The sequence below is a fragment of the Blastopirellula sediminis genome (assembly GCF_020966755.1).
GTDB classification, from domain to species: domain Bacteria; phylum Planctomycetota; class Planctomycetia; order Pirellulales; family Pirellulaceae; genus Blastopirellula; species Blastopirellula sediminis.
Map to the genome: position 1 here is coordinate 1,095,293 of NZ_JAJKFT010000004.1, position 15,864 is coordinate 1,111,156.

Here is a 15,864-nt window from a genome sequence, read left to right on the forward strand (position 1 = left end):
CTCGAGACCCACCCTTTTTCGCCAACAGCTATTCCCATCAAGTTAGCGGCCCGGCACGCCTTCGTCTGCCGCCCTTTCCCACCTTCCTGGTTTCGCACCCTCAGGCAAAATCGATGCGCAAACTGCTCGCCCTCGCTCTTCTTCTCGTTTCGCCCGCCATGTTGTGGGCTGATCAGAAACTGCCGAACATCCTCTGGATTTCGAGTGAAGACAACGGGCCGCAGCTGGGCTGCTATGGGGACAAGTACGCTGACACGCCGAACCTCGACGCGTTGGCCGCCAAGGGGATGAAGTATCTCCACTGCTGGTCGAACGCGCCGGTTTGTGCGCCGGCTCGCACGACGATCATTTCGGGCATCTTCCCGCCGGCGACCGGCGGCGAGCACATGCGCAGTGAGACCGTCTTGCCGGCGCAGTTCAAGATGTTCCCGGTCTACTTGCGACAGAAGGGGTACTACTGCACCAACAACAGCAAGGAAGACTACAACCTGCTGCGCACCGGCAAGGTCTGGGATCAATCGAGTAACAAGGCGCACTGGCGCGGTCGCGACGAAGGCCAACCCTTCTTCTCGGTCTTCAATTTCACCGTCAGCCACGAGAGCCAGATTCGCAAACGTCCGCATACGGCGGTCCATGATCCGGCGAAAGCGCCGCTGCCGGCGTATCACCCCGATCTCCCGGAAGTTCGCCAAGACTGGGCGCAGTACTACGACAATCTGACCACGATGGACGCCCAGGCTGGCCGCATCTTGCAGCAACTGAAGGAAGACGGCCTGGAAGAAGATACGATCATTCTCTACTGGGGGGATCATGGAAGCGGCATGCCCCGCAGCAAGCGGACGCCGGTTAATTCCGGTTTGCAAGTTCCGCTGATCGTCCATGTGCCGGAGAAGTGGAAGTCGCTCGCGCCGAGCGAATACAAGGTCGGCGGCGACTCGGAGCGTCTGGTCAGCTTTATCGACCTGGCGCCTACCATGCTGAGCCTGGCCAGCGTCGACGTGCCGGAGTGGATGCAAGGGGTCGCGTTCATGGGGGCCCAGGAAAAGCCGGCCAAGCCGTATATGTACGGCTTCCGCGGACGAATGGACGAACGTTACGATATGGTCCGCTCCTGCAGCGACGGACGCTACGTCTACGTCCGCAACTTCATGCCTTACAAGCCGCATGGTCAGGTCTTGGCCTATCAGATGGAGACGCCGACCACGCGACTCTGGCGCGAGATGTTCCTCCGCGGCGAAACGACTCCGGTTCAATCCGCCTTCTGGCAGTCGCGTCATCCGGAAGAGTTGTACGACCTGCAGAGCGACAAAGACGAAACGGTCAACCTGGCCGGCAGCGCCGAGCATGCCGAGACGCTGAAAAAGATGCGAGCCGCAATTCATGATTGGCAGCTCGAAATTCGCGACATTGGGTTCTTGCCGGAAGGAGAAATCCATTCGCGGAGCGTCGGCTCTTCGCCGTATGAAATGGGACACGATCCGCAGAAGTACCCGCTCGAAAAGATCCAAGCGACCGCCGAAATGGCGTCGATGATGCAGGCCGACAATCTGCCGGCTCTGCAAAAGCGGCTGAAGGACGACGATAGCGCCGTCCGCTATTGGGGCGCCTTCGGCGTCTTGATGCTCGGACAGTCGGGCGTCGACAAGTCGACCGAACAATTGGAAGCGATGCTGACGGACGAAGCGTACGGCCCGCGGGTCATCGCGGCGGAAGCTTTGGCCGAATACGGTTCGCCGGCCGATCGGGACAAGTCGCTGAATGTGCTGATCGATACCGCCAACATCGCCGAGAACGGCCATTACGCGACGATGTTCGCGCTGAATGCGATCGACGAACTGGAAGAGGTCGCGACTCCGCTGCTGCCGCAGGTACGCACGCTGGAAACCAAGGACAAGAACGTCCCGGGGCGAATGGCATCTTATTGCAGCCGATTGGTGGAGTACATCCTCGCCGATTGATCCGTATCCGTACGGGTTATAACGATTGTGCCGATTCCGAGCGAATTGCGACGTCATTTTTTGACCCAGCCGTGAGAGAACCTAGACTTCGGGTGATTCCCAAAGTTCCCATCCCTCTCGATCTCTTCTCGGCGATACGGCAATGACGAACACTCCGGCGAACGACCTTCTGGCGCGGTTGGCAGGCAAAAACGCTTCTTCTGACGGAGGAAGCGATCCCTGGGCGACGCTCGCCGCAACCACTCCTGCGCACGAACCGGTACAAGAATTCGAAACGGTCGGCGCGGACGAAAAGCTCGACTCGTTGCTCGATCGCTTGAACAAGATGGCGAAAGGGGGACGGGGTGAAGCGGGGGCCCTCGGCAAATCGACGTCTTACGATCGCGATGACGAACCGCTCGACGCGTTCATTCCACGCGAGCCGACCAACGCGCGTGAAGCGGGGCTGACCGATACCGAGATCGAAGCGCTCGCGCTCAAATATCTGGTTTCGCGTGGTGAAGCGAGCGGTCGACAGATTTCCGAACAACTGCGTCTGCCGTTTCTGATCGTCGAAGAGCAGTTGCGGAAGATGAAGTACGACCAGTTGGTCGTCTACAAAGATACGACGGTCGCCAACGACTACGTCTATTACCCGACCGATCTGGGCCGGGAACGAGGGAAGCGTTATTCGGAGCACTGCACCTACTTTGGCGCGGCGCCGGTGACGCTCAACGATTACATCGACAGCGTCAAAGCGCAGTCGCTCGAAAAGCAGCATCCCAGCATCGACGATCTCCGCCGTGCTTTTGAGGATCTGCTCATCAATCCCGAGATGTTCCGCCGCTTGGGCCCGGCCATCAACAGCGGCCGCGGTCTGTTCCTCTACGGTTCGCCGGGTAACGGTAAAACGAGCATTGCCGAGCGGGTGACGCGATCGTTTGGCCAGCACATCTGGATTCCGCGGGCGATCGGCCTCGACGGCGAAATCTTGCGGCTCTACGATCCGAGCAACCACGAAGAGGTTCCGTTGCCGCAAGAAAGCGGGCTGCTCAACAGCGCGAAGCTCGATCGTCGCTGGGTGCGGATCAAACGGCCAACGATCGTCGTCGGTGGTGAATTGACGATGGAGAATCTTGAAATCACCTTCAATACGACGACCGGCATCAGCGAAGCGCCGGTGCAGCTGAAAAGCAACTGCGGCACGCTGGTGATCGACGACTTTGGTCGTCAACGGATGCGGACCGACGAACTGCTCAATCGCTGGATCGTGCCGCTCGAAAAGCGTTACGACTACCTGAATATGGCGAACGGTAAAAAGATCCAAGTTCCGTTCGATCAGTTGGTCATCTTCTCGACCAACCTTGAGCCGAAAGATTTGTGCGACGATGCGTTTTTGCGTCGTATTCCGTACAAGATCGAAGTCACCGACCCGTCGGAAGGAGAATTCCGACAGCTCTTCAAGATCATGTGCCCCTTGATGGGCTTTGAGTATCGCGCGGAAGTGATCGACTACGTCGTGCAAAAGCACTATCAGACGGTCAATCGCCCCTATCGCTGTTGCCAGCCCCGCGACTTACTGCAACAGGTGCGCAACCTGTGCCTGTTCGAGAAAGAGCCGCTCGAACTGTCGCGAGAGCGGTTTGACGCCGCGGTTGAGAACTACTTCGCGGTGATGTAACGAAGTATAGGGCAGGCCGTGCCTGCCGATCTTCTTGCAAACGACATCGGCAGGCTCGGCCTGCCGTACGCGCTGGGCCTGGCAAACGCATTGTTGGGTTTCGCTGCGCTGCACCCAACCTACGGCTGAGGCGCCGGCTCTCTACTTCGGTGGAAAGCCAAAGTTCAGCGGCAGCTGCGGATCTTCTTTTTCCGCGTTGGGGTTTAGCTCTTTGAACAGCAAGCTCGGCTGAATGCCGGTATTGTTCTGGTACTTGTTGCTGACGTACTCGACGATGTCCCCTTTGATCTCGTGGTAGAAGATCTGGCAGATCGGGACGCCGGCGTAGATGCGGATCGGCTGGACGGCGAACATTTCGAGAGTCCAAAAGCCATTGAAGCCGACGTCGCCGAAGCCGGCCGTGACATGGACGAAGAGGCCGAGTCGACCGACTGACGAGCGTCCCTCGATCATCGGGACCAAGTTGTGCGTTTCGGTCCGTTCGACCGTTCGCCCCAGATAAAGCTGATTCGGAGAGAGGACGACCCCTTCTTCTGGAATCCGCAACCGCCGGACGCGATGCGGCTTTTTCATGTCGAGCACGATCTCTTCGTACACCATCAACTCGTCGTGGAGCGTCAAGTTGTAGCTGTTCGGATTGACCCGGTCGTCGTCGTACGGATCGATCTGAATATCCTTGCCGAGACGTGCTCGAATCTCATTCCCTGAAAGGATCATGGGTAGCCGTTTGGGGGCGGTTGGGGGCGAAGCGTACGAAACCGGGGCGCCGCCAGGGCGACCGCCGCATGACCGTGATTATAAAGATGTGGCGAAAAATTGAAATGATCGAACCTCCGCTACACGGCGACCCCCACCTGAGGGCAGAATTTGGCGAAGTGGCACTGATCGCATTTCGGCTTTCTAGCGTCGCAGATCGCGCGGCCGTGATGGATCATGCGATGGGAAAATTGGATCCATTCTTTTTTCGGCAGCAGTTCCATCAACTCTTCTTCAACCTTTACTGCGTCCGTCTTGGCGGTCAGCCCCATGCGGCGGCTCAATCGCCCTACATGCGTGTCGACGACCACTCCGGTCGGCATGTCGAAGGCGGTCCCCAGCACGACGTTCGCCGTTTTGCGTCCGACGCCGGGAAGGGCGACCAAGGCCTCCAGATCTTGCGGAACTTCGCCGTCATAGTCGTCGACCAGCTTCTGCGAGGCCGCTTTGATGTTTTTCGCCTTGTTCCGAAAAAAGCCGGTGGTTTGCACCAACTTCTCAATCTTTGCGATCGGTAGCGCCGCGATATCTTCCGCGGTCGGATATTTGGCGAACAGCTCTTTGGTCACAATATTGACCCGCGCGTCGGTGCATTGCGCCGACAGGATCGTCGCGATCAGCAGTTGATACGGCGTTTCGTAATTCAGTGCGCACTCAGCGATCGGGTAGTCGGTCGCGAGTTGTTTGACGACGCGGCGCGCTTGTTTCTTACGGTCTTCGAGCGAGATTTTCTTCGGCAACGTTCGTTCGGCGGCTGAGAGAAGTGGCGGTTTGACGCATTTTCAAACCTCCGCGGCGATGCGTCAATTGGGGCCGGTTGCAACTCAATAGGCCGATTGCAGGTTTCGCCAGAGTCGCTGGGCGCACTCGGTCGCCTCGCGAGGCGCTTTCCCCGAGCCATAGGCGACTTCGTCATATTGCCGGGCCAGTTCCCGGGCCAAGGGGCCAATTTCGGTGTTGGAGAACTCACTGGCCAAGCGCCGCGCGAATTCCTCCACCGTTTGATCGCTGTCGCGAGGGACCCCCTTGTCGGCGCCCCAGGCCTCCAGCGCCTGGAACGTGTAACGAACAAGTTGTTCCGGCGATCGCTTCTTCGCCCCCGGAGCAAATGGAGACGCGAAAGCAGGAAAGAGAGGGGTTTTGGCGACCGGAGCCGCTTCGGCTGTCGCCAGAACAGGCTGCGTGCGGCGGCCGAAGAGATAGTCCCACAGCTTCCGCATATCGTCGACAAACTTCGCCCAACTCTCGGCGATCTGGGCACGGAACTTCCAAGCGAAATAGAGCGCCGCGAGCGCTACCGCTCCGTAGATGATCAGTTTGACCAGATAACCGAGCGAACCGACGAGGCTCATCAAGTTGAACGGTGGACTGGACGGTTGCGGCGGCTTCGGCGCTTCGCTGGGAGGTTTCGCCGCGTTGTTCTGCGACGATTGGTTTTCGGACGACTTGTTCTCGTTTGGTTGTTGTTCCGACTTGTTGTTGTCGTTCGACTGCTCGCCATCCGATTTTTGCGTGTCCGATTTCTCCCCATCGGACTGCGACTGTTGTTGCGACTTACCAGAATCGGATTTCTGCTCCGACTTCTGATCGGATTGCTGCTGCGCGCTTTGAGAATCGCTCTTTTGGGAGGAAGAGTCGTTCTTCTGATCTCCCTGGTTCTGACTCTTCTGCGACTTGTCGTCGCCGCTTTTCCCTTGATCCGATTTCTTGCCGGAAGAAGATTGTTTGTCGCCGTCTCCTGATTTTGTTTGGGTCTCGCTCTTTTCGCCTTGATCGCCGTCGCCTGCTTCTTTTTGCTCTTTGCCGGCTTGCTGCTGATCGTTCGACTCGGTCGTCCCCTGTTTCTCATCGTCTTGCGTCCCATCTTTGCCGACGGCGTAGTTGGAAGCGGCCCGCTTGAGCATCTCACCGACGCTCGGGATCTTGGCGACTTCATATTCGGCATGCGGCCGCGGCAGGATCGCGGTGACCAGCATCACGACGGCGATCAATACGGCGCCGGTGCCGAGCCAGATGCCGACCATCGACGTCGGCATCTCCAAGTTCCGCTTGCCCAGGTAGCGACGCAGACTGAGAAAGCTGGTCGACATCAACAAGCCGAGGGCCGAGGCGACGTACGTGAAAAGGTAAAGAAACAGCCGCCAGCGGAGACTCGCATCACCGCTTGGTTCGAACGCCTGACCGAGACCAAACAGCGGCAGCGCCGCCATCGAGAAATAAATGATCCAGACGCCAGGGGCGAATCGGGTGGAAGTCGGATCGAGCACATCCCAGAGCCAACTCCGCTTTTTCTCCGGCTCTTCGTCGGCTGCGACCTGAGTTTGCGGCGGCGTTTTTTCTGGTTCGCTGCCGAGGCTGTCAAAATCGGCCCCGATCCACTGCATCAACCCTTTTTGCGACGTGTCGCGGGAGTCGTCGACCAGCGTGCAGTCGAAGGTCAATCGGTTGGCGCACCACCAGATCACGACCAGCAGAATCAGGCCGAGCCAGACGGCGTCGGGGACAAATCTCCACAGGGCCAGCAGCATTACGAATGCGAAGATCCCGCCGAGCCGCCCTGACTTTTCAAATCCTTCTTCGATCGTCAATCGCGACAGCAACACGCAGGCGAAGACGAAGTCTCCCATGATGAACTGCATGCGGCCCATATACGGTCCGCGGTAGAACAACTCGAGCAGAAACAGCACCAAACTGCCGACCAATAGCATGATCAGCGCCGGATTAATGGCGATGACCGCGTAGTCGAGTTCAGTTTGTCGTTTGCCCATTACTTTCGCCAAGTTGCTAGAACCACGAGAACGCTTGTTCCTGGCAGATGGTGCTGATGTTTTCCAGGTTGTTCAATTGGCGACAACGAATTCCCTCCGCCAGCAGTTTACCAGCCGCTTGGGCGAATTCGTATTCGTCAAAAATGTTGATGATGGCGGTGACGGTGTATCCGGCGCGGCGGAGATTGCCGAGCGCCAACGCCGTTTCGACCGTCGTCTCGGTCAAGACGGCGATGACCGTCGCGTCGCGGGGAATGCGACTGACCGTCTCGGTGATCAGTTGCGACATCGTCAGGCCGTCGGTCATTTCGGCCCGGGCCAGCATCTTGCGAATCAGCGCCATCTGCTCGTTGCCGCGGCGCGTTTGGACCAACTGCGGCACGAGATGGTCGTTGTTTTTTTCGACGTTGGCGACCGAGCGGGCTTCCGCCCGACTTTTCACTTCGGTGACCAGCGTTTCGCGCTTGATTCGCTCGGCGGCGTCGCGAGCGTTGGTAACCAGGCCAACTTGCTGGCCGGTCTCTTGCACCGCGCCGGCGATCGCGACCGCCAGCGAGATCGCCATTTCGGAGCGGATCGGCTCGTGCTGCGGTGCGAAGCTATCTTTGTGGAAGTCGAGGACGATCGTCGCGCCGGCGATGCTCGACGGTTCATAGACCTTGCTATGAAGCACGCCGGTCCGTGCGGTGGCGGACCAATTGACCCGGTTGATCGGATCGCCGGCCTGATAGGCGCGGACCCCGGCGATCCGAGTCGGATCTTCAAACAACCGATGGGTCATCTTGATTTCCCCCATCGGACGTCGCGACGCGATGTCGAACCCGTCGAGCGGAATTACTTTCGGCAGCACTTGCAGGTAATCAGGCGGCGCCAGGACGCGAAACAGCCGATAGAGCCCGAACAAGTCGCCGGTCTCGAGCATCGCTGGGCCGATCGGAAAATAACCGCGCCGATTGCAGCGGAGTTGGTAGTAAAACGACTTTGACTTCCGTGGGCCGAGCGAAGCGAGCGTGATCCGATCGCCGCTCGTCTCCAGGGCCGGAGGGCGATGCAGCGTCGCGCGGCGGGGAAGCGTATCTTCGACCAGCAGCCAGGGAATCGGCAGCGCCCCGGTGTTAGTGACCGTCACGTTCACCGCGATCGCGTCCCCTTCTTCCACTTCCAAGCGATTGACCGACCGGGTGATCGACAAGTGCCGCGACCAATAGCGAGTCAGCAGCCGACTGGCGATCATCACCGCCAGCAGGGCGTACATCGAATAGACGAGCAGGCTCAGTCCGAATAGGGACGAGATGATCAGAATCAGGATGGCGCCGACAAACCAGCGCACTACACTCGGGCCTCCATATCAAGAACCGGCGCCGGTACCGCGCTGACGATGTCGTCGAGCACTTCGGCGGCGGTGATTTTGCGGAGCCGACTCTCCGGCTTCAGAATCATGCGATGCGTCATCACCGGCGCCAGGATCCGTTTCACATCGTCGGGCGAAACGAACTTGCGTCCCAAAATCGCCGCCAGCGCTTGCGAAGCGCGGAACAGGGCGATCGATGCGCGGGGACTGCCGCCGAGCGCCAAATGTTCGTGCTTACGCGACTGATGGACGATTTCGAGAATGTAACGGCGAACTTTGTCGTCAATGTGAATCGTGCGAACCGCTTTCTGGCAGGCGACCAGTTCTTCGGCCGAAACGACCGGGCCGATCGCATCCAACGGGTTGCCGCTTTCGAGCGCGCCGAGCATTTTCATCTCGTCGTCCATGCTGGGATAGCCAAGACTGAACTTCATCAGAAAGCGGTCGAGCTGCGCTTCGGGAAGGGGAAAGGTCCCTTCGTGATCGATCGGGTTCTGAGTGGCGATGACCAGAAAGGGCGGATTGAGCGTGTGCGTCGTTCCATCAACCGTGACGCGCGACTCGGCCATCGCTTCTAGCAGCGCCGCTTGCGTACGCGGCGTGGTTCGGTTGATTTCGTCGGCGAGCACGATGTTGGCGAAGATCGGTCCCGGACGAAATTGAAACTCGCTCGTCTTCTGATTGAAGATTGATGCGCCGGTAACGTCGGTCGGCAACAAGTCGGGCGTGCACTGCACGCGCTTCAACGTGCAGCCGACGCTCTTGGCCAACGTGCGGGCTAGCATCGTCTTCGCGACGCCTGGTACGTCTTCCATCAGGACGTGCCCTTCGGCCAACCAGGAGACGAGCGAGAAGACGATTTGCTGTCGCTTTCCCATGATGACCCGTTCCGAATTGGCGATGATTTTTTTGGCGATCGAAGCGACGTCCATGGGCGAATTCACGAGATAAGGTTTGCAAGCGAATTAATGGCAGGAGGAGGAACTCTCATTATGCCCGGAAAAGCGAAATGACGCTTGCATAACGCGTGAAATCGAAAAGGAGAATTTTGGGAAATCCGATGTGAAAATTTGGACGATTTCGACAGTCAAATTTGATTGTTCTTGACCACCCGCCGATCAAAGGATTAGAATTCGGACTACCGCTGAAGAGGGAGGAGAGGCAAGCCATACCTTTTCATATTTGTTATGCAGGGGCTTATATCATGTCAGGGCGCATGAAGATCACGTTTTTGCTAGCGACGTTGATCGTTTCTGGGCTTACAAACTACGCGCAAGCTCGCATTTGGGTCGACGCCGAAGGACGTTCGGTCGACGCTGAATTCATCAAAATCGAAGGGAACACGGTTCATCTTCGCCGGAATGATACCGGCGCAGAGATCGAGGTCCTGTTCGCCAAGTTTAGTGAGGCCGACAAACGTCGTCTGGCGGTCCTGCGCGATCAAGCGGAAGGGACGAATTCGGCCGCGGATGACGCGGAAATGCCGGCCGATTACGCTTCGAGCGTCGGCAGCGACACGGCCGGTGACAAGGCCAGCGAATCGAAGAGCGACGTGTCGGAAGCCGACGCTCGTCGTGAACTAAGCCGGTCTCGCAAATGGACCGACGAAGACGGCAATCAGATTCAGGCCAAGTTCGTCCGCATCCATGACGGCAACGTGATTCTGTTGCAAGGGAACAAGGGGCACAACGTCGACTTCTACAAGTTGTGCGATGCCGACCAGGACTACCTCCGAACGCAGTTGACAGCGCTCGGCCAGGAAGACGACGTTCCGCCGGTCGTCGTGAAGAGCTATAGCCCGTCGGTCGGCGCCAATGGCGCGATCGCTGGGAATCCGTCGGGAATGTCGAACTTTCCCAACCAGTTTGGCCCGAATGGGATGTCGAACCCGCCTGGATTTTCGCGTCCGCCGGGCATGACCGGCCCGAGCGGAATTTCCTCGAATTCTTCGTCGCCGATCAATCCGAACGAGTCTGATCTCGATCGTCGTATTCGTGAATACAACGAAAACTTCGCGAACTCGAAGCTGGCGAACAATTCTGCCAATTCTGCGCCGCCGCAGGTTGCGTCCAGTTCGTCGAACTCGGGCATGTCGTCTTCGTCGTCGAGCTCGCCGAGCTACAATCCCTGGGCGAACAACAGCGGCAGTTCGAGCGCCGCTCCGCCGCAGAACAACACGGCGCCCCCGTCGATTCGACCTCCGTCGTTCCCGAACAACCCGATCGCGAATCAGCCGCCGATCAGCACTCCTACGATTCCAACGCCGAATCTCCAGAACCAAATGGTCTGGCAATGCAAGACGTGCGGTACGCAGTTCGATACGGTCGAAAAGCCGTCGTTCTGCCATTTCTGCACGTCGATCAAAATTGGCGGCTTCCTCCTGTTGTCGCTCGTCGGCGCTGCGATCAAGGGAGCGATGAGCAGCTAAGTTAACACCTCCTCAATAGCCGCGCGTCATCGGGTTGTGATGACGCGCGGGCACATCCAGCCCCACCCCCCATGCCCAAACTTCACGCCCCCACGCTTGGAGCGTGGCTTCTTTTCATTTCCGCCTGCGCATGCGCGGAAGATCCATTTCAAAGCAATGTTCGCCCAACCGATCCGCTGACGGCGGAAGAGGAACGGGCGACCTTTACGGCGCCCAGCGGATTTCGCGTTGAACTCTTCGCCGCCGAACCGCAGATCGCCAAGCCGTTGAACATGGCGTTCGACGCGCGGGGGCGACTCTGGGTCACCGAGACGCGCGAGTATCCTTATCCCGCGCCGCTCGACAAGCCGGCACGCGACGCGATCAAAATCCTCGAAGATACCGACGGCGACGGCCGCGCTGACAAGATCACGCAGTTCGCCGATGGGCTGAATATCCCGATCGGCCTTTACCCTTTCGCCGGCGGCTGCATCGTCTACAGCATCCCGAATATTTACCTGCTCCAGGATCTCGACGGCGATGACGTCGCCGACCAGCGCACCGTCCTTTACGGTCCGATGGGATACGAGCGCGACACGCACGGGATGAACAACTCGTTTCGTCGCGGTTTCGACGGTTGGCTCTATGCCTGCCATGGCTTCAGCAACGTGACGCGCGTCGCCGGTAAAGATGGACATCAAATCGAGATGACCTCTGGCAATACCTATCGGATGCGACTCGATGGCGAGCGGGTCGAGCATTTCACGCACGGCCAGGTCAATCCGTTCGGGATGACGACCGATCCGCAAGGGAATTTGTTCACCGCCGATTGCCACAGTAAGCCGATCTATCAACTGCTCCGCGGCGGGTTTTATCCCAGCTTTGGCCGCCCTGACGATGGGCTTGGCTTCGTACCGCCGATGATGAGTCACCTGCATGGCTCGACCGCGATCGCCGGCGTCGTTCGTTATGACGACAATCGTTTTCCGGCCGAATACCGCGAGGACTTTTTCTCCGGCAACGTGATGACCAGCCGGGTCAATCGCAATCGGGCTGAATACCATGGCTCAACGATCCTGGCTGTCGCGTGCGACGACTTCGTCAGCACGACCGATCCCTGGTTCCGCCCGGTCGACGTCCAGCTTGGACCCGATGGCGCACTCTACGTCGCCGACTTTTACAACAAGATCATCGGGCACTACGAAGTGCCGCTCGAACATCCTGGTCGTGATCGCGAACGCGGCCGCATCTGGCGTATCACCTACGATGGAGATGGCGCCGATCGCCCGCATCAGAAGACGCCGAACCTGGCGACTGCTGACGTAGCAACGTTGATCAATTCCCTGGCGGACGTGAACCTGACGACTCGGCTGCTGGCGACGCACGAAATCGTCGATCGGTACGGCGCTGCGGCGACGGAGCAGCTGCGTGCAGCGCTAAAGTCCGCTTCGCCAACGACGCGAGCGCATGCCGCATGGTGTCTGGCTCGCATCGGCGATATCCGCGCCAGCGATCTTCAGCAACTGGCCGGCGATCCAGACAAGTTAGTCCGCATTCACGCGATGCGAATTCTGAGCGAATTGCCGAACGCCGCTTGGAACGACGAAACGCGCACCCTCGCAATCGCCGGAACAAAAGACGAAGACGCATTTGTCGCTCGGGCTGCGGCCGATGCCCTCGGCATGCATCCCCAGTTGGAAAACGTTCGCCCGCTGATCCGGCTGTGGCAACTGACGCATCATGATGACAATCACCTGGTGATGACCGCGCGGATTGCGCTCCGCGAGCACTTCCGCGATCCGGCGACGGCGCCGCAACTGATCGCCGCCGACTTTGACAAAGCCGAAACGCTGATGCTGGCTGAAATCGCCATCGCCGCTCGTTCGCCGCAAGGCGCCGAGTTCCTGCTGACCCACTGGCCGACGCTGCGTGGGGAAGGGGAGCTCGCCAAGCAGGCGTTAGAAAATGCGGCGCAGTATTCGTCGCCAGAGTCGATCACGAAGTTGGGAGAAGTGGTGACGAGCGACTTGCCGTCCGATCTCGCCACGCAGCTGCGCGTGTTGCTGCCGCTGGCCCAAGGCGCCGCCGCGCGTGGTCAGTTAGCGGCAGGGTTGGCAGCCGCCGCGAATCGTTTGCTCGGCGGGATGGAAGCGGAAATCGACGAGAATTCGGCCGCGTGGCAGTATGAAAACATCGCCGATCCCGACGCCGCGCCGACATGGAACTTTGAGCCGCGAAAAGATGAAGCGGGCCAGACGCATCGGATGCTCTCGAGTCTTCCCGGCGGCGAGAAACGCACGAGTCGCCTGATCAGTCCCGAGTTCACATTGCCGGCGAAGTTGACGTTTCGGGTCGCAGGACATAACCGATTTCCAAATACGCCGGCCCAGGGTGAAAACTTCGTCCAGCTTCGTTTGGCGAACGGCGACGTGGTCGCGAAAGTCGACGCCCCGCGAACCGACGTCGCGACCCGCGTCGAGTGGGACTTGAGCGACTACGCCGGAGAGCAAGGACGACTGGAAGTGGTCGATCAGGACCATGGCAACGCCTATGCATGGATCGCCATCGGCGATTTACCGACCGAGACGATTTCGTTGCCGCAAGTTTCGCCGGCCGAGCGTTTCGTTGCGCAAGCCGCCTTCGTCCAACTGGCCGCAGCGCTGGGAGAAAAAGGGGATCAAACGGCCACCGTTCGTTTGTTGCAAAGAACGGCAGAGCCGCAGCTGCGCCGGCCGCTCGCAATCGAATTAACCCGCCGCGGTGATGCGGCGATCTATCGTCCGCTGGCGGAACGATTGGGCACAGGCCTCTGGCCGCAGCGGATCGATGACCTGGTTGTCGAGATCGCCTGCGATGCCAAAGAGGCTGACCCGCAGGAAGTCTATCGCCAATCGGCCAACTATTTTGATTTCGCCGGCAGCCGAAAACTAGCGGACGAATTGGCTTCGACTGTCGTCGGGGCTCGCATTCTCACGCAGCTGATCGACGAAGGAAAACTGCCGACCGCGCTGCTCGCGGATGCGGCGCTGCGAGAAAAACTGCTGCTGCATGCGGATGACGCGCTGCGAAAGATGGTCGAGAAACAGAGCGATGCCGCCGGCGCCGCCGATTCGGCTCGGATCGAAATGCTCGCTCAGCGTATCGCTCAATTCAAGCAAACCCCTGGCGACGTCACGAAGGGCGCGGCGATGTTCAAGAAGCATTGCGCCGCGTGTCATCAAGTGGCCGGCGAAGGAGCGATCGTCGGTCCGCAACTCGATGGAATCGGAAACCGTGGCGCCGAGCGCGTCCTGGAAGACGTGCTGTTGCCGAATCGCAATGTCGATCAAGCGTTTCGGACGTCGATCTTGCGTTTGGTTAGCGGCGAAGTGATCACGGGGCTGGTTCGTAACGAAAACGACGAGTCCTTGACGATCGTCGATCAGCGCGGCAACGCCCGAACGATTGCGGCCGACGACGTCGAAGAGCGTCGCGCGAGTCGACTCTCGCTGATGCCGGAAAACGTCGCCGACGCGCTAAGCGAGAGCGAGTTCTACGACTTGGCCTCGTTTTTGAGTTCGCAACGCAGCGAAGTGAAGAAGGAAGAGTAGGTCTTTCTTTCGGCGCCAGAAAGTTCATTCGAGGAACGATTCGGCGTATTATGATTCGCGCAATCCGGTAGAGATTGGCTAACTTTTTTTGCGGCGGATTTCCAGCGAATCTTTATACGAAGATCGCTAGGAGAGCGGCGTACCCTGTTCGGGGTGACCGGCTCCGAGAAGATTCCTGAAATACGGCATTCTTCGACAATCAGCGAGCGAAATTCGCATATTGCCGACTAAACTGGTATCAGTTCAATTACGATCGGTTTGTGCGGTTTTCTGCGATATGTCTTCGGCGTCCGCTTATCCAATTCGACTCTTTCCGCTTCCTAACCTGGTGCTATTCCCAGGCGTGCTGCAGCCGCTCTACATCTTTGAGCCGCGGTATCGCGAGTTGCTGGAGAGAGCGAAGGGGGATGACGGCCGGATCGCGATGGCCCTGCTCAAACCAGGCTGGCAACAACAATACGAAGAGAGCCCGGCGCTGTACGACATCGTGTGCATCGGCGAAATCGTCGCTTGTCAGACGCATGATGACGGCACCTCCAATATTCTGTTGCGAGGGAGCAAGCGGGCGAAAATCTTGCACGAGATCGACTCGCCGGGCGCTTATCGGATGGCGGTTGTAGAAGACCTGCCAGGCGCCGCTACCAACGGCACCAACGCCGCTGGCGAAGTCGCCTTGCGGTTGAAGAGGACGCTCGCCAAGACTGAATTTGCCCAAATGTTTGAACAGCCTTCGCTGGGGGCGAATCCGTCGCTTGACGTATTGAGCGACGCCGTCGCCTACGCACTGCCGTGGCCGCTGCTGATGAAACAGCAGCTGCTGGCCGAGACCAACGCGATTCGACGCGGCGAACAGCTGATCAGCTGGCTCTCGCAATCGGCCGCCGACCCGCAATCGCTCGGCCGTCCCACGTTTCCGTTGCGGGCCAGCGCCAATTGAGGCTGCGGTCGAAAGCCATACGTTTTGGATGTTTCTTCGGCGCCGTTGACGTGGCAAACGCTTGAATTCCCGCCTCGCCGACGCGTAACCGGTAGACTTTGCGCAGTCCCGATCTGCGTCTTCTTTGGGGATCTCCCCACGCAGCTACTATCCCAGGGCTTGCCCTATCCCTTATGATATAGAGAGGTTACGTCGATATTGGGCCGGCCCTGGGTGATCGACTGCGGACCCTTCGGCGTGACCTGGTACTACCGTCAAGTCATTTCGTTCGGTTCGGCCTTGTTGGACATGCTCTTGTTTTTGGTCGTCGGCAATCAGCGGATCGGTTATCGCTGCGGCGCAGAATATCGGAACGTTCCCGGATTTCCTGCCAATGATCCGTTGGATGGGGAAGCGTACGAACGTCGCCGTCAACAAGCGGCAGGCGCTTAAGCGGT

The 15,864-nt window shown here is 59.0% G+C and carries 11 protein-coding genes; 6 read left to right on the forward strand and 5 right to left on the reverse strand.

Annotated features, from left to right (window positions below):
- Window positions 1-113 precede the first annotated feature (113 nt).
- Both LOC68_RS08175 and LOC68_RS08180 read left to right on the forward strand, forming a co-directional pair.
- Window positions 114-1,958: a sulfatase-like hydrolase/transferase gene (locus LOC68_RS08175; protein WP_230217575.1), complete on the forward strand. Its 1,845-nt coding sequence runs from the start codon at window positions 114-116 to the stop codon at window positions 1,956-1,958.
- A gap of 142 nt (window positions 1,959-2,100) precedes the next feature.
- Window positions 2,101-3,618, forward strand: coding sequence for an AAA family ATPase (locus tag LOC68_RS08180; protein WP_230217577.1), 1,518 nt, complete (start codon window positions 2,101-2,103; stop codon window positions 3,616-3,618).
- A 141-nt stretch (window positions 3,619-3,759) separates the two neighbouring features.
- Here the strand turns inward: LOC68_RS08180 and dcd are convergent, their stop codons facing one another.
- The 5 genes from dcd to LOC68_RS08205 form a co-directional block, all read right to left on the reverse strand.
- Window positions 3,760-4,335, reverse strand: coding sequence for a dCTP deaminase (gene dcd / locus LOC68_RS08185; RefSeq protein WP_230217579.1), 576 nt, complete (start codon window positions 4,333-4,335; stop codon window positions 3,760-3,762).
- Window positions 4,336-4,454: 119 nt separating this feature from the next.
- Complete coding sequence (nth, locus tag LOC68_RS08190; RefSeq protein ID WP_230217581.1) at window positions 4,455-5,114, reverse strand: endonuclease III; 660 nt, start codon at window positions 5,112-5,114, stop codon at window positions 4,455-4,457.
- A gap of 84 nt (window positions 5,115-5,198) precedes the next feature.
- Window positions 5,199-7,142 (reverse strand): DUF4129 domain-containing protein, encoded by a 1,944-nt coding sequence (locus LOC68_RS08195; RefSeq protein WP_230217583.1) that lies wholly within the window; start codon window positions 7,140-7,142, stop codon window positions 5,199-5,201.
- A 16-nt stretch (window positions 7,143-7,158) separates the two neighbouring features.
- Complete coding sequence (locus LOC68_RS08200; RefSeq protein ID WP_230217585.1) at window positions 7,159-8,472, reverse strand: DUF58 domain-containing protein; 1,314 nt, start codon at window positions 8,470-8,472, stop codon at window positions 7,159-7,161.
- Window positions 8,472-9,425, reverse strand: coding sequence for an AAA family ATPase (locus LOC68_RS08205; RefSeq protein ID WP_230218470.1), 954 nt, complete (start codon window positions 9,423-9,425; stop codon window positions 8,472-8,474). Before LOC68_RS08205 ends, LOC68_RS08200 begins: the two co-directional genes overlap by 1 nt.
- A gap of 272 nt (window positions 9,426-9,697) precedes the next feature.
- On the opposite strand from LOC68_RS08205, the gene LOC68_RS08210 reads away from it, so the two are divergent.
- From LOC68_RS08210 to LOC68_RS08225, 4 genes are all read left to right on the forward strand, one after another.
- Complete coding sequence (locus LOC68_RS08210; protein ID WP_230217587.1) at window positions 9,698-10,921, forward strand: SHD1 domain-containing protein; 1,224 nt, start codon at window positions 9,698-9,700, stop codon at window positions 10,919-10,921.
- A 71-nt stretch (window positions 10,922-10,992) separates the two neighbouring features.
- Window positions 10,993-14,490, forward strand: a complete 3,498-nt coding sequence (locus tag LOC68_RS08215; RefSeq protein WP_230217589.1) for a PVC-type heme-binding CxxCH protein — start codon at window positions 10,993-10,995, stop codon at window positions 14,488-14,490.
- 277 nt (window positions 14,491-14,767) lie between these two features.
- Window positions 14,768-15,427: an LON peptidase substrate-binding domain-containing protein gene (locus LOC68_RS08220; RefSeq protein WP_230217590.1), complete on the forward strand. Its 660-nt coding sequence runs from the start codon at window positions 14,768-14,770 to the stop codon at window positions 15,425-15,427.
- A 198-nt stretch (window positions 15,428-15,625) separates the two neighbouring features.
- Window positions 15,626-15,859 carry a hypothetical protein gene (locus tag LOC68_RS08225; RefSeq protein ID WP_230217592.1) on the forward strand — a complete coding sequence of 78 codons (234 nt, stop codon included), beginning with the start codon at window positions 15,626-15,628 and terminating at the stop codon, window positions 15,857-15,859.
- The last annotated feature ends 5 nt before the right edge of the window (window positions 15,860-15,864 follow it).

Bases quoted from the DNA above. Each gene is read 5' to 3' on its own strand.
- LOC68_RS08205 (WP_230218470.1), bottom strand. From the start codon at position 9,425: ATGGACGTCGCTTCGATCGCCAAAAAAATCATCGCCAATTCGGAACGG.
- LOC68_RS08175 (WP_230217575.1), top strand. From the start codon at position 114: ATGCGCAAACTGCTCGCCCTCGCTCTTCTTCTCGTTTCGCCCGCCATG.
- LOC68_RS08215 (WP_230217589.1), top strand. From the start codon at position 10,993: ATGCCCAAACTTCACGCCCCCACGCTTGGAGCGTGGCTTCTTTTCATT.
- LOC68_RS08220 (WP_230217590.1), top strand. From the start codon at position 14,768: ATGTCTTCGGCGTCCGCTTATCCAATTCGACTCTTTCCGCTTCCTAAC.
- LOC68_RS08180 (WP_230217577.1), top strand. From the start codon at position 2,101: ATGACGAACACTCCGGCGAACGACCTTCTGGCGCGGTTGGCAGGCAAA.
- LOC68_RS08195 (WP_230217583.1), bottom strand. From the start codon at position 7,142: ATGGGCAAACGACAAACTGAACTCGACTACGCGGTCATCGCCATTAAT.
- LOC68_RS08210 (WP_230217587.1), top strand. From the start codon at position 9,698: ATGTCAGGGCGCATGAAGATCACGTTTTTGCTAGCGACGTTGATCGTT.
- dcd (WP_230217579.1), bottom strand. From the start codon at position 4,335: ATGATCCTTTCAGGGAATGAGATTCGAGCACGTCTCGGCAAGGATATT.